Origin of the sequence: Kolteria novifilia, from assembly GCA_007748055.1 — a bacterium.
GTDB lineage: Bacteria > Planctomycetota > Planctomycetia > Kolteriales > Kolteriaceae > Kolteria > Kolteria novifilia.
Genome location: CP036279.1, coordinates 3,714,416 through 3,729,565 on the forward strand (window position 1 = coordinate 3,714,416; position 15,150 = coordinate 3,729,565).

A 15,150-nucleotide genomic window follows, 5' to 3' on the forward strand; every position below is an offset into this window, starting at 1 on the left:
GCGAGCGTGGGACGGGGCTTGATGGCGTGACTGTCCTGTTGGGACCGTAGTCGGTCTGAACGGCTGTGTGTACGTGTGTCCGTCGAAGGACCGCGGCCAAGGGAGGAAGTCACCATTCGCCAAGCGCTAGACCGTTCCGAGCGTTGGTGGACATAAGTCTCTGGAGACCCATACACATGATCAAACGCTTCCACCCCTCTCTCTTCTTTCATGCCGCGACGATACTTTCCCTCCTGTTTCTTCCGCAAGCGCTCGACGCTGCCGAGCCGACTCTCGCCGAGCTTCAGCAAGCCGTCGATGCGAAGAACGTTGACCTCGATACGCTTTGGACCATGCTCGCCGCGTTTCTCGTCTTCTTCATGCAGGCCGGGTTCGCCCTGGTCGAGTCCGGGTTCACCCGCGCGAAGAACGCCGTCAATATCTGCATGAAGAACCTGCTCGACTTCAGTTTCGCGAGCATCCTCTTCTGGGCGGTCGGCTTCGGCTTGATGTTCAGCGTCGGCAACCCATTCACCGGTGACAGCGGGTTCTTTCTCCATCAGTTCGACATCACCCTCTCGGGCGCCGACGGCAGTGAGGTGATCTCCAACTTCGAACCGATCAAGTGGACGCCGGTGCCGATCGAAGCGGCCTTCTTCTTCCAGTTGGTCTTCGCGGGGACGACGGCGACGATCGTCTCGGGAGCGATGGCGGAGCGAACCAAGCTAATCGGCTACATGGCCTACTCGGTCGTCCTGACCGCGTTGATCTATCCCATCTCCGGGCACTGGATTTGGGGCGGCGGGTGGTTGGCCGAACTCGGTTTCTGGGACTTCGCCGGGTCGACGGTGGTTCATAGCGTCGGGGGCTGGGCGGCCCTCGTCGGCACGATCGTGCTCGGGCCGCGAATCGGCAAATTCGGCCCGTCGGGAAGTGTGCGAGCCATTCCGGGTCACAACATTCCGCTCGCGACGCTCGGGGTCTTCATCCTCTGGCTCGGCTGGTTTGGCTTCAATCCGGGTAGCACGATGGCGCTCGTGGGGACAGACATCGCCCACATCGCTTGCACGACCAACGCGGCCGCTGCCGCCGGCGTGGTGGGCGCCCTGTTTCTCTCACGCTGGTGCTTCGGCAAGTGGGATGCGGGGATGGCGCTCAACGGCGCCCTCGCGGGCTTGGTCGCGATCACCTGCCCGTGTGCCTGGGTCTCGATCATCAGTTCGCTCATCATCGGACTGGTCGCGGGACTCCTGGTGGTGCTCTCGGTCGTCTTCTTCGATCACGTCGCGAAGGTCGACGACCCCGTCGGGGCGATCTCCGTCCATGGGGTCTGCGGCGCGTGGGGCACCCTCTCGCTAGGTCTCTTCTCGGAAGGGGGCGGCGACGGCGCCCCGTTGAACGGACTCTTCTTCAAAGGCGGTTGGGAACAGTTGGGGTGGCAATTCCTCGGCATCGTCGCGGTCTTCGGCTGGACGATCGTGACCGCCACCGTGATGTTCCTCGCCATCAAATACACGATCGGACTTCGCGTTTCGGAGGACGAGGAAATCGACGGCTTGGACGCCGGTGAACATGGATACGCGGCCTACCACAATTTTCAGATTGTCGAGTGAGTCGGGTGGCTTCGTGACGGTCCGCCACCGCAGTGACGTCGGAGCGGTTCCAGTAGATGATCATCGAGTTACAGCGCCAAGGGAACCATCATGGCTTTCAATCCGAACTCAGCCGCCAACGGAGTCGGCTACACGCTGACCGAATGCCTCGGCAACGGCGGTTTCGGACAGGTCTGGAAGGCGGAGGCCCACGACGGCAGTGAGCCGGTCGCCATCAAATTCGTCAGCGGCGCGTCCAACGCCGAGCGGGACATCCTCGATCGCATCGAGAGTCAGAATATTCGCCATCGCCATCTCTTGGAGATCCACTCCGCCACCTCGATCGAGGGGTGGTTGATGATCGTCATGACGCTCTGCGACACGACGCTCAAGGACATGCTCGATGAGTCGCTCGAGGTCGATCAGGCCGGCTTGGACTCGCGAACACTGCTCACCTACACGACCCAAGCCGCCGAGGCGATCGACTATCTCGTCGAATCGGGACTGACCCATCGCGATGTCAAGTCGGCCAACATCTTCCTCAAGAACGGCGAGGTCATGGTCGGCGACTTGGGATTGATGAAGCTGCTGCCGGATGCTTCCAATTGGCACTCCCGGCACAGCTTGATCCCCTATGGGGCTCCCGAGTCGTACTCCGGCCAAGTGACCGACACCAGCGATCAGTACTCCCTCGCGCTGACGTACGTCGAGCTTCGCTGCGGCAAACTCCCCTTCGAGGGAAAACACGTTAACGAGATCATCGACTTGAAGCTCAAGGGTGAGCTCTCGCTCGACGCGCTCGATCCGGGCGAGGAAGTCGTCGTCCGCAAGGCACTCTCCCCCGACCCGAAGGCGCGGTTTGGGTCGTGTCGCGAGTTCGCCGACCAATTGGCCGAGGCCTTCGAGACCAAGGATCCTCTCGCCGACGCCAACGGGAAGGGGCATTCGACCGGGGGCGCTCCCTCGGCCGAGAGCGACGAGCGTAGTCTTCTCGAACTGACCGAGAACCGGCTCTACTCGATGTTGGTCGAGGAGCAGCAAGACGAGGAAGCCAACGAGCCGGCCGACCAAGAGGGTGCCGGGCGGGCCAAGCCGTTCGTCGAGGGGAAAGTCCCCCAGTCGGCCGCCGACTACGTCGACATCGCTCGTCAGTGCCTCGCGTCGGGGCACTACCGGGATGCGAGCGAATACTTCGCGGAAGCGATCACCCACGGCGACTCGAGCGCGGAAACCCGCCTTGGACTGGCGGAGGCCCTCTTCGAAGCGACCGATTTCGCCCAGGCAATCCTCGCCTACAACGCCGTCATCCCGTCGCTCTCCAAGAAGAGCGATGTCTATCATCGGCGCGGGCAAGCCTATCAGAAGCTCGGCAAGGAACACGAAGCGATCGAGGACTTCAAGCGCGCGATCGAGCACTCCAACCCGCTCACGCAGCGCAAGGCGCGTGCTCAATATCGGGCGAGTCTCGCCGAGAGCCACACGACGCGCGGCATCGCCTTTCTCGAACGAGACGATCTCTCCAAGGCGATCGATGACTTCACCAAGGCGGTCGAGATCGACCGTCATCTGGTCGAGGCCTATTACTACCGCGGCAAGGCGTTCACCCGCAGCGAGAACTTCACGACCGCGATCGACGACTTCACCGAGGCGATCTTCAAGGACGAGTCCAACCCCGATCTCTACGTCGCGCGGGGGCAAGCCCATCACGCCAAGGCCCGCGATCGCAAACAGAAGGTGAAGCTCTTCCGCGGCGTCGCCGTCAAGGAGAGCGGAGGCGGGCTTTCCACCTCGACCTCGACCGCGGAAGGCTCGGTCCACACCGCCGAGAGCGGACTCTCGGTCGAGAGCGACCAACACCAGTCGGGCGAGAAGGATCGCTTTCACACCGCCACGGGCGAGAAGCCGGTCATCTTTCGCGGAGCATCCACCGCGTCGGTCGCCGAGTCGCGTTCCCAAACAGAACTGTCCCGGGCGATTGACGACTACAACAAGGCACTTGGGCTCGATGAGGAACGGGTCGACGCGTACTGTTTCCGGGCCGCCGCCAAAAGGGACCTCGGCCGCCACGAGGAGGCGATCGAGGACTATCAACAGGCGACCCATCGAGAGCCCAACCACGTCGAGGCGCTCTACGGACTCGCCAAGGTCTACTTCGACATCGAACAGTACCGCGAAGCGATCGATCTCTTTCGCCATGTCCTTCGGCTCGATGGCGCCCACGTCGCCGCCTACTATGGCTGTGCCGTCGCGATGCACCAGTTGGGGCTCTTTGATGAGGCGATTGAGCACTATTCGCACGCGATCTCGGAAGGCTCCTCCGCCGGCGACCCCTTCTACGCGAAACCGGAACCCTACTTCAATCGGGCCGAGGCCCTCTACTGCGCCGGCCACTTCTCCCAATCGATCGCCGACTACACGCGCGTGGTCGAGCACATCGGCGCCGATCCGGTCGTGCTCTACAAACGCGGGCTGGCGTACATCGCGGCCGAGGACACGCAGCGAGCGATCCACGACTACCAGAAGGCGATCGAGTTGAAGGAGGACTTCGTCGAAGCCCACACCCACTTGGCCGACGCCTACCAAATCGACGAGCAGTACCCCAACGCCCTCTTGCACTACGCCAAGGCTCAGGAACTCGACGAGAACCAGCGAGATCACTACGGTTTGGCACTCGCGTCGGTCTATCTTTCGTGGGGGGATCATCTCTTCGAACAGGATCGCGACTCGGGCAAGGCGCTGCAAAAGTACCGCGAAGCGGTCACTCGCATGCCACGATTCGCCCCCGCGCATGGCCGCATGGGGAAGGTCTACTTCTCCGAAGGGGTCTACGAGTCGGCGATCGAATGTTACACCAAAGCGATTCAGGGAGCCTCCCAAGTCCCCGAGTACTACGTCCGCCGCGGCGAGTCGTATCTCGAGCTGGAAGACCACACCCGGGCGATCGCCGATTTCTGCCGCGCGATCGAATTCGAACCCGATAGCCTTCCCGCCATCCTCGGGCGCAGCCGAGCGCTCATCGAACAGGGGCAGCACCAAAGCGCCATCGACGATTTGATGGGCGTCATCTCATCGCACGCGAATCACGCCGAGGCCCATCACCTCATCGGCCGGGCCTATCACTCGCTGGAGCAGTACGAGGATGCGATCCTCCACTACTGCGAAGCGGTGGAGCTCGACTCGCGGAAAGCGGATTACCGCAAGCAGGCCAGTTGCTGCCTTCGTGATCGCGGCAAACTGCGTCAGAGTGAGGGCGACCTCAGCACCGCCCGCGAGGACTTCGAGCGCTCCATCGAACTAAGCCCCGACTTCGGCGCGGGCTATTACGACCTCGCCGGGATTCGCTTCGAACTGGAAGACTACGACAACGCCCTGCAAGACGCGAACAAGGCCTTCCGGCTCGGGATCGAGGATGAAGAGAAGGTCGTGGGTCGCTGCTACTACAAGATCGGTTGCCAGCGTCTCGATGGACACGATCATCTCGAAGCGATCGACTACTTCACCAAGGCCCTCAACGAGGGACTCGTCAACGGCGACGTCTACAAGTGCCGGGGACTCTCCTATCGGATGGAAGGCCGCTACGACCACGCGATCGACGACCTCGAGAACTCCCTGTCGATGAAACCCGAGGACGACGAGTCGACCGAGTGGCTGGGCGATTCCTACGCCGCGCGTGGCAAGGTGCACCAGGAAGAACAGCGACTCGACGACGCCTTGGCCGATATGCTGCGGGCCCTCGAAACCGGTGGCGATCGCAAGGAAACGATCTACGAAGTCGGCCTGCTCCACCATTCCCTGGGAGAGCTCGACGAGGCGATTGAATACTTGCGGCGTATCGACGGGGAGTACCCGGCCGCCGCTTCCGCTCTCGCGGTCGCGTTGCGCGATCGGGGCAAGAGTCTCTACGAGCAGGGACACCTCGAGCAAGCCGAGCGTGAGCTCTCCGCCGCGCTGGAGCACGACCAAGTCGATGCGGAAGCCTTCTTCCTGCGCGGCCTGGTTCGCGCGCGGCTCGAGGATCTTGCGGGGCGTCTAAGTGACCTTCGGGCGGCGGTCGACTTACGGGACGACGTCCCGCGTTATCGCCAAGAATTGGCCGCGGCGCTTTGCGAACAAGGCGACTTGCTGGCCGGAGAGAACAAACTCGAGAGCGCGGTCACCCACTTCAGCGACGCGATGGCGCTCGACGGGGAGTCATTGGCGTGCTTTTTGGGAAGAGCTCGGGCGCGGCGAACGATGGGCGACCACGAGCGAGCCTGCGAGGACTTCGAGCAAGCGTTTCGCCTCTTGGAAGAGCGTGACGGATCGCGCGTCGACTTTTCCCGTGCCAAGCGGGAGGAAGAGCCGCAACCGGAATTGGTCGGTGTCGCCGATGACGATTCGTCGCGCTAGCAAACATCACCCCATGGCCCCAGCGTCTTGTCGACGCTGGCCGGCCCACGCACGAGGAAACCGTAGCGAGTCGGACTGAATGGACGTCATCCTGTCCCCTCCAGGAAATATTCGTCAATGGTCAACAAGACGCGAACGATGAGACTTTCCGGGAAGATCGTTCCCGACACGGAGCTCTTGCCCGGCTACCGCGTCCTCGAACCGATCGGAGTCGGTGGGTTCGGCGAGGTCTGGAAAGTCGAGGCTCCCGGCGGCTTGCAGAAAGCCGTCAAGGTCGTCACCGACGTCTCGGGCAAGAAGGCCGATCGCAAGCAGATCGATCGGGAACTGCATGGGCTCTTGCAACTTCGTGACGTACGACATCCCTTTCTCCTCTCCATCGACCGCTTCGAGATCGTCGACGACTCGCTCGTGATCGTGATGGAACTCGCCGATCACGACTTGCAGGATCGGATGGACGCGTGTACCCGTGGCGGTCTCGTCGGCATTCCCCGCCGGGAACTGCTTCGCTACATGCACGAATCGGCCGAGGCCCTCGACCTGATCAACTCCGAGTTCGGCATCCAGCACCTCGACATCAAGCCCGCGAACATCTTTGTCGTCCGCGGTCACGTCAAGGTCGCCGACTTCGGTTTGGCGAAAGCCTGCCGCGGACTCGCGGAGCAACAGGTCTCCACCGCGGTGACGCCCATTTACGCCGCTCCCGAGATGTACGACGACAAGGTGACCGACCGCACCGACCAATACAGTCTCGCGATCGTCTACCAGGAGATGCTGACGGGGCATCGCCCGTTTCGCGCCTCGAACCCGATGCAGTGGATGCTGCAAAAGGTCATGGCCGAGCCGAACCTCTCCCCTCTGCCTCCCAAGGATCAAACCATCGTTCGCCGCGCGTTGAGCAGGGATCCCGCGGCCCGCTACTCGAGCTGCACGGAGTTCGTCCAACGACTGATCGACGTGCCCTACGGCGTCAGCGGTTCGGCCAGCGTTGCCGTCTCCAATCCCCTGTTCCGCGACGATCTTTCCGATGGAACTCGGGAGAAGCCCTTCGAGGCTCAGCAAGCTCAAACGACACAATCCGAGGCGGCGACGAAGCCGAACAGCGACGAGTTCGTCGTCGAGCCACGCCATGGTTCGAAACCGACGTTGATTGTCGGGTTGGGCAAATCGGGGCGGGCCGTGATCGAACGGCTCCGTTTGTCGGCTCTGCATCGCGACAAGCCGTCGACGCGCCTCGTCGCGGTTGATCCGAAGAGTGCCGACCCCGCCCAGAATTCGGGTGGCGACACCACCATCTTCCAGGACTACGAACAGGATTCGACGACGGCGCTGCGGATTCGGTCGGAGCTCGAACAACTTCGCGCGGAGGACGCCGAACTCGCCCCCTGCTGCCGGCTCTATGTCGTGATTGACGACGATGGCCGTGGATCGAGCAAAGCCGCTTGGGTTCATCACTGCTTGGATATCCTTCGCGGATGCTCCAAGGAGGTGATGGGCGATATTCATCTCTCCAGCCTGATCGTTACCTCGAGCGGTTCCGGCAAACATCCCGAGTCGCATTCGCTTCGCAATCCGGCGAGTCCCCTTGCCTCCCTCGCCGAGGCGATCGCCACTCACTTTCAAAGAGTCCACTTCGACTACAGCTATCAGTTCGACGCCGACGCCCCCGACATGGCTCAGCAAGCGAGCGAGTTCCTCGTGGAGCTTGCCCGAGAAGAGGTCGCCGAGCGACTTGAGCCCGCGGGAACCGAAAGTGCCGAACCGAGCGTCCGTACCGTCGCCCTCGCCGCGCTGCGTTTTCCGCGCGAGGACATGGTTCTCGAAAGCAATCGTCGCCTCTGCCAACAACTGCTCGGCGAATGGAAGCGAAGCTTGAACGTTCGGGAGACGAAGGAAGCCGAGTCGTTGGGCCACAAGGCGCTGACGCAGGGGAAGTCCGATTTCCCGTCCGTCGTGCGTCGACTTCGCCAAGCCAGCGCGGGCCACCTCTCGAAGATCGTCCAACAGGAGCTGGCCACGTTCCAAGCCAAACTCCCCGCCTCGACGCAACGAGGCACGCCCCAATTCGCGACGTCGCTGCAAGCGGAGCTACAGGCGTTGGTCGACCCGTCGAGCACCTCGGCCAACACCGATCTCTTGCGCGCCATCGAGTCGTTCACTCGCTCCCAACTACGGGAGATGGAAGGCGTCATCGACCGGCTGACCTCCCAACTCCTCGTCGGTCCGGGACCGCGCTGGAGTCGGTGCCAGCATGTTCTGTCCCAGTGGCGCGAGACCTTCGAAGCTCAGATCCGGTCCGGGCGCGAGGAGGTCGAACGAAAACGACGACAACTGGTGACCTCGGGCGAGTCGCTCGTGCGCGTCGTGGGGATCATGTCCTCTCAAAAACGCGTCACCGGCGGGCCCTCGAACTTTTCCCGGCAGCGTGATACCGACCAATGGACACTCTCGTCGAACCCCGACTTTCTCGACGCGTGGGTTCAGTTCATTCGCGACAAACTCGAGTTCCAATTCGCTCGCGACGCGACCGACCTCCTCGGAGCGATCACGAGCGTGATTGATCGTCAAGCCGACGACGTCGCCAGGGTGACCAAGAAGATGGACGCCGTCATCGATACATGGCAACGCCCCTCGAAGACGAGTTCCGCCGAGCGATCACGCAGCCAACTGGTCTTTCCCGACGGGAGTCGTTCGTTGGGCGCGGCCGCCGATCAATGGCAGCGAATCCAACGCAAACACCACTTCAAGGACTTCGACGACGCCGTCGCGAAGAAGCTGCTGCAAAAGACCGAGCGGAGTTGGAAGAAGATCCTGACCCTTTGGCGCGAGGCCTCCATCTCGTCCCTGGCCCAAGAGATTGCGCAGTCGGGACGCGAGTTCATTTCCGAACAACTAGGCGCGGAGACCATCGTCGACGCGATCCAACAGAGCCAGTCGCGCGACTCGGCGGCGCTCCGCCAGACGGTCGAACGAGTCATCGACAACGCCGAGCCGAGCGAAGTCGCCGAGATCGAGAGCACGACGACGCGCTACGCCCTGGTCCCCGAAAGTCCGAACAAGAGTGTCTTCACACGACTGGCCAAAGCGATCGACTCCGGGTGGCAGATCCTTAGCGACGGCGATCCAGAGACCATCCGCATCATCACGATTCGGACTCTCGCCCCCGAGGGAGTCGCTCTGGCGTCCGACTTCGGCTCAACCTCGTCCTAACGTCCGACTTCCGCGCGGCTCATCGCCGTCAGGCGACCACCGTGCCGAGAATCCACTCTGGTAGCGGTGTCTATCGCGGACGATCGAGCAGACGCCGAGCGTTCGCGTGGAGAATCCCCTTCAGATCCCGCTCCTTCGGCTGACACTCGTGGAGCCGTAACGTCGTCGCCGCGAAATAGAAGAAAGGCGAGTGCGATCCGAACAGCAATCGCTCGGCAAGCGCCGGCGTGAGATAGCGGCGCAGTCCGATCGCTCCCGTTCCCTCGATCATGCCGATATCGAAGTAGAGGTTGCCCGCCTGGGCGAGCTTTCCCGCGGCCTCGGCGGAGACGTCCTTTCCGGGGTTGAGCAGGATGACCCGAAGCCTGGGGTGTCGCCGCAGCAGGTCCGGCAGCGCCGCGAGTTCGACCTTTCGCGATCGAAAGCGAGGATGCTCCGTGCGGGCGTCCTCGAGTCGCATGACGAGTTGGAGGAGAAGACTCTCCTCGGCGCAGGCGGCGCAGAGATCGTCGAAGCGCGGATCGTCGAGTCCGACATCATGGTAGCCCGGCCATAGGCGAACTCCCACCACCTCGGGAGTCCGGGCACACCACCGAACCTCCGACTCCCAATTCGGAAGCGCCAAGTTGACGGCCCCGACCGGTGTCAGCACGCCCTGCCCTTTGCTCGCGCACGCGTCGACCAGTCGACGGTTCACTTCTCCCAGATCGAGATGTAGCAGCCCGTCGAAGGAGGAGGCCAAGGCCGACGCGACGCCCTGATCGCGGAGACGCTTCGCCAATCGCTCGGGCTCGTCATCGGGCAACCGACGAAAGGGCCAACGAGAGAGGTGAACGTTCACATCGATGATGGGCGCGTAGCGTGGAAGCTCGAGGGGCGGCATCACGAAAACAGTCCCTTGGAGGTCAGGATCGGGCGAAGCAGTTCGCGAAGATTGCCGCCGAGAATGAGCGACTTGTCGGCGTCCGAGATGTCGGCTCCCAGCATTTTCGCCAACTGGGTACCGAAGCTCCGCCCTCCCGCGTCGCTGCCGAAGATAACCCGTTCGGCTCCCAACACGTCGACGGCACGCTCGGTCACTCCCGCCGTCGGGTCGGTCCCGGCGATCTCGAACCGGAGCGATGGAGACTGCTGGACGATGCGCAATCCGAGTTCCCACGTCCCACACGAATGGCCGCAGATCAATTTGGCCGTCGGATGACGCGCCGCCAGTTCGACCAGATCCGCCGGGGTCGATTCTCCAGGCAAATTGCCCGTCGTCTTGATCCACGTGTGCTGGTAGATCACGGCATCGAGCTCGGTCGCGAGTTCGACAATGGGATCGAGTTGAGCGTGGGAACATCGCTCGGCGACCCAGAGTTTGATTCCGACCATCGGACCGTCGGCGACGCAGCGCCGAATCTCCGCAAGACTCCCCTCGACGTCGGTCGGATTGACGTAGACATAGCCGAGAAGCCGCCACGGATCGGCGCGCAGTGCCGCCAAGACTTGATCGTTCTGCTCGCGGATCTGTTCCCGAGTCGGCGACTGAAGAAGTGGCCATCCCATGAAGGTGACCAGCCTGGCGATGCCCATGCGGCGGGCGAATTGCAGTGCTTGCTCCGCCTTCTCCTCCGGCGTCCGTCCGGCAAAGGTCGCGAGATGGGTGTGGCTGTCCCACACTTCGCCGACCGCTCGCGCCGTGTCGATTCGCGGCTCATTCGGTTGTTGCCCTTCCGCTTGCCCCCACGTCGCGGCTAACGCGGAGGCGGCCGTTGTCCTCATCCACGTGCGCCGACTCCCCTGCCAGCGCATCATCGAGGAAGACTCGGATCGTCGAGGAAGAGGCATCGTTCCCCCATGGGGTTGAGACGGGTTGCTAGTGCTGCGTCAAACGCTCGTTTTCGGGTTGTCGATCCACGATCACTTCTCACTGGCCGACCAGCAGCCAGTGCCACCGGACCTTTTAGATCTGACAAAGCATTCGAGGAACCGAGGCGAGCCTGGTCCGCGCGAGAACGTTTACTTCTCCGCCGCTTGGTAGCCGGGTTGCCACTGCCAGTCTTCGTCGAAGAACCCCGCTGTGACGATTTTGCCGGGGTGCTGGCTGTTCGGCGGTTCCCGAAGATCGATGACCGCCCAGTCGGGTAACATCGGGACTTGGCGAGCGTTGTTTAGGTAAGCGTAGCTCCGGTAGGTGAAACCACTGTTGAGCACGACGTAGCGATCGGGGTTGAGCGGATTGGGATAGATCAAGATTGGAGCATGGTGCGCTGCCTCGAAGCTCTTGTCCCCGACCGTGACCTTCGCCTCGTCCCACTTGATAGGTAGCTTGCCGAGTACCTTCGCGATCGTTTGGTTGCTGGTCGCATCGCCGAAGAGAACCAAGTTCGCGTTGGCGATGAGCTTCTCATCGACGTCGGTGTCGTCGACGACACGCGCTTCGCCCCGAAAATGCTTGCGCCAATGCTCGATCGCCCGGTCGAGCTCGGACGTCGTCCATTGCTGGACCGCCTCGTGGGTCGACGTTCCCGTGGGACGGACGAAGACGAACGAGTCCATGAAGGCGTCGTCGATGGGGCCCTGCAGGTCATGTCGCTTGCGGAGTCCATCATCCTTCAAGGGACCGACAACCCACCCCTTCTCCGTGCGATGAAGCGAACAATCCCAGGAGCGGTCGGACTTCGGCTTGGGAGCCGATAGCTTCTGGCCGTCGATCGTGATCTCGGGCGACTTGGTGATGTCGAGCGGGCATCGTCCGGGCGGCATCGCGAACGTCAACGCTTCGACGTTGCTCGTCGAGACGCTCAGCGCGTCGTCCCCGACGATCTCGGCATCGACCCGCGCCGGCACCCAGTGCTTGTCCAGGGCATCGACCGTCAGCCACTTCATGCGGTTGTACTTGAGCGTGAAGGTGGCGAAGTGGAGCGTGCGTGGGACGTGACGACGGCCGACCTCGGCGAGGCTCGCCATCCGGCGCTCGATCTCCTCCTTCGAGTCGGCATGGATCGAGTGCTTGGTTTCCGGGCCGATGATGTGGACCAAGTCGATGCCCTGTTGAGCGAGGGCCTCCTGCATGATGTCGGCCGCTTGCTTCTGCTTGTCAAGCTCTCCGCTGTAGGCGATCGTCGGACAGTGAAAGAGGTTGATGGCATAGCCGGGGCAGTCGTAGAGTCGCCAGAGTCGTTGCTCGTACCAGCTTGGCGCGAGCGCCTCCTGTTGGAAGGTCTTCAGGAACTCCGGCGTTTCGGAGAACCCCGCCCCCGGATTCGCGGCGAACCAGCGATCGGCGTAGTGAACCGCGAACTGCCAGCATGCCGCTCCGCCCATCGAGAACCCGCGGACGCTGATGCGATCGGGGTCGATCCGGTAGCGGCGTTCGACGTCCTCCAACGCCTCGAGCACATCGACCTCGCCGGCGAACTTGAACGCGTTGGAGTAGCGGCCGTACGGATGCAAGACGATCGTCTCCTTGGGAGCGTACTGGCCAGCCCGCTTGCGCCGCTGATTGAGGAAACTGACCTCGCTGAGCTTCTCACCCCGGCCGTGAAACCACAGATCCAAGCGGACCGCGTCGGTTCCGGTCGGCGAGTAACTCTCGGGAATGACCAAGCCGTAGGGCTGGACCGAACCATCGATCTTGGAAACGTAACCGAGCGGCACGAGTCCCGTCGCTCGCGTCCAGGGGGCATCCCCCTTTGCCAACTGCTTCGCCCGCTCGGCGCCCTCGCGGAGAAGCTCCTTCGCGGCGTTGATATCCCCCTTCGAGAAAAACTCCCGATGCTCCAGGGCATCGGAGACCGCACGCTCGTAGATGATGATGTCGGCGAGCCGTTCGGGTGGAGCCTTCTGGTTCGACTTGAGTTGCTCGATCAGCGTGCGAAGCTGGGACAAACCTTGCTCGAGTTCCTTTCGGTCGGCCTCGGGAACCTCGATCCCGATTGGAGGAATCGGGCGAACCTCGGTGGGGATGTTGTCCTTGGGGCCGTCACCAAGAGCTTGAGTCGTCACCGCCGTGGCAAGACTCAATACGAGGAGCCAATGCCAAGCCGGCCACCGAACACTGAATCGTTGCACGTATGTTCTCCGTTGTCGTGGTTACTCAATCGTTGCCGCGATGGTACCAGAAGTTGGCCGCCAATGGGATTGGTCGTTGGTGGCGAGAGAGCCGGCAGCCGATCGATCACCAGTTTGTCAACCAAGCGGCCCACCGTCTCCTCCCGGCGCGGTGACTTCCGCGCCCTGGCGTCATTCTCCATCGCGAGGAAAATGCCTCATCTCTAGACGCGACTGCCAGCGATGCGCGCATGCGAAAGGTGTTTTTGTATCTTTCTTTCGCGATGCGCGCCAACTTAGCTAGTAGCGAGCGCCAACACCGGCTATCATTTAATCAGTGTGTTCGCCCGCTCCCCGAGCGTGATGCGTCGCGCCCCACGCGATGAGCCAACGAAGTAGAAGCGATCGAGGTGCTGCTACCTCTTGTCGCCCACCTTCCGCAAACCGATTGATGTTCTCTACGTTCTTCTCCACCAAGAGGGAGACTTTGATGTCACGCTATCCTCGGCGAGTCGCCGCGTTCACTCTTGTTGAACTCCTGGTCGTTATCGCGATCATCGGAGTGTTGGTCTCCCTGCTCTTGCCCGCCGTGCAGCAGGCCCGCGAAGCCGCGCGCAAGACCCATTGCACAAGTAACCTCAAACAAGTCGCGCTCGCCCTCCAGAACTATCACGATTCCCACAATCTCTTTCCGTACGGCTATCGCGGCGAGCCCTCCAACGTGACGCTTCGCCGCGATACCTGGTTCCATCGCCTCTTGCCCTATGTCGATCAGACCAACCTCTTCGAGAGATATGTCGAAGAGGATCCGGACTACGTCTGGCAGGGATCTGCTGACGTTCACGGGGCGTCGATTCCCGTCTTCATGTGCCCGTCGGATCCCTCGATGCCGGCCCAGGGGGGCGCGAGTGCGACCCGATGTTTTCAGGGAAGCTATGTCGGACTCTACGGCAAGAACCACATCACGAACTCCGCCAGCAATTCGACCGGCATGTTCTGGTATCATTCCAACGCCGCGATGCGGGATGTGGTCGATGGGATCAGCAAGACAATCCTTCTTAGTGAAGTCATCGCGCGCGGCACCCCCGCGGTGAGCGGAGCGTGGGGAGCCGGCGGTGGCTACTGGGGTAGTGGACCGCATGGTGGTGGGTATGCCTTCACGGCGCTCGAGCCGCCCAATCCTCTCCTCGAAGATGTCATCTACACCTGCAAGTCGACCATCTGGCCGCAAGCTCCCTGCCGGTCGGTCGTCGGTCTCTCCAATCGAGAGATCTACGCTCGCAGCTACCATCCCGGCGGGGTCAACGTCGCGCTCGTCGATGGTTCGGTGCACTTCGTCGGCAACTCGACCGACCGAGACATTTTCCACGCCATGGGCACCCGAGCCGGTGGCGAAATCATCGATCCCTAAGAAGTAGCGCTTCGGACCGAACGTGAACCCGGTGCCCCAGGGTTCTTGTCCACCAACATCAAGCGAGCGTTTTCTCGAGCGCCACGTGTTTCCCGCATGCCCACAACCGGCGTGGGCATGGCACCCAAGAGTCGTTTCGTCAGTGAATGAACCAATCCAGGAGCCTGGCAGTCCGTTGATTTGAGCGGGCCAAGGCGAGGACGAGCCATGTTGGCCAAGATCAAGGAGAACAAACGCAGGCGAATCCGTAGATTCGCCGAGTTTTTTTCGACGCCGCGATTGGTCAAGAGGGCCGTTCGTAGCCGGCAGCGAATAGATCAACGGGCTGCTAGGCTCCGTCTCAAAACTCGGCTCTGGCTTCGACTCGCTGCATCGGCACGGGACTTTGTCGAGCTGCATCGACGAATCCCGCGGATTCGCCTGCTTCGCCCTCCTCGACCCGCACCGATTGGCTGAGCCTCGGGCCGACGACCTACTTTTGAAACGAAGCCTAGTGCTGCGTCAAACGCTAGATGTCGGGTTGTGGAACCCACG

Annotated in this window: 7 protein-coding genes; 4 read left to right on the forward strand and 3 right to left on the reverse strand. The window is 62.2% G+C overall.

Annotated elements, in window-relative coordinates:
- Positions 1-176: 176 nt before the first annotated feature.
- The 3 genes from Pan216_RS13520 (at position 177) to Pan216_RS13530 (ending at position 9,170) form a co-directional block, all read left to right on the forward strand.
- Complete coding sequence (locus tag Pan216_RS13520) at positions 177-1,592, forward strand: ammonium transporter (RefSeq protein ID WP_145258497.1); 1,416 nt, start codon at positions 177-179, stop codon at positions 1,590-1,592.
- A gap of 90 nt (positions 1,593-1,682) precedes the next feature.
- The gene (locus Pan216_RS13525) at positions 1,683-5,960 is read left to right on the forward strand and encodes a tetratricopeptide repeat protein (RefSeq protein ID WP_145258498.1); all 4,278 of its coding nucleotides are present in this window, start codon (positions 1,683-1,685) and stop codon (positions 5,958-5,960) included.
- A 117-nt stretch (positions 5,961-6,077) separates the two neighbouring features.
- Entirely contained in the window at positions 6,078-9,170 is a 3,093-nt protein-coding gene (locus tag Pan216_RS13530) for a serine/threonine-protein kinase (RefSeq protein WP_145258499.1), read from the forward strand.
- Positions 9,171-9,240: 70 nt separating this feature from the next.
- Here the strand turns inward: Pan216_RS13530 and Pan216_RS13535 are convergent, their stop codons facing one another.
- From Pan216_RS13535 to Pan216_RS13545, 3 genes are all read right to left on the reverse strand, one after another.
- A complete protein-coding gene (locus Pan216_RS13535; RefSeq protein WP_419193675.1) occupies positions 9,241-10,053 on the reverse strand; it encodes an amidohydrolase family protein in 813 nt (270 codons plus the stop codon).
- A complete protein-coding gene (locus Pan216_RS13540; protein ID WP_145258501.1) occupies positions 10,053-10,934 on the reverse strand; it encodes an amidohydrolase family protein in 882 nt (293 codons plus the stop codon). Before Pan216_RS13540 ends, Pan216_RS13535 begins: the two co-directional genes overlap by 1 nt.
- A gap of 237 nt (positions 10,935-11,171) precedes the next feature.
- On the reverse strand, positions 11,172-13,226 hold the full coding sequence (locus tag Pan216_RS13545) for a prolyl oligopeptidase family serine peptidase (RefSeq protein ID WP_419193628.1): 2,055 nt from the start codon (positions 13,224-13,226) through the stop codon (positions 11,172-11,174).
- A gap of 469 nt (positions 13,227-13,695) precedes the next feature.
- Here Pan216_RS13545 and Pan216_RS13550 point away from each other — a divergent pair, with 469 nt between their 5' ends.
- Entirely contained in the window at positions 13,696-14,616 is a 921-nt protein-coding gene (locus tag Pan216_RS13550; RefSeq protein ID WP_419193629.1) for a DUF1559 domain-containing protein, read from the forward strand.
- Positions 14,617-15,150: the final 534 nt, after the last annotated feature.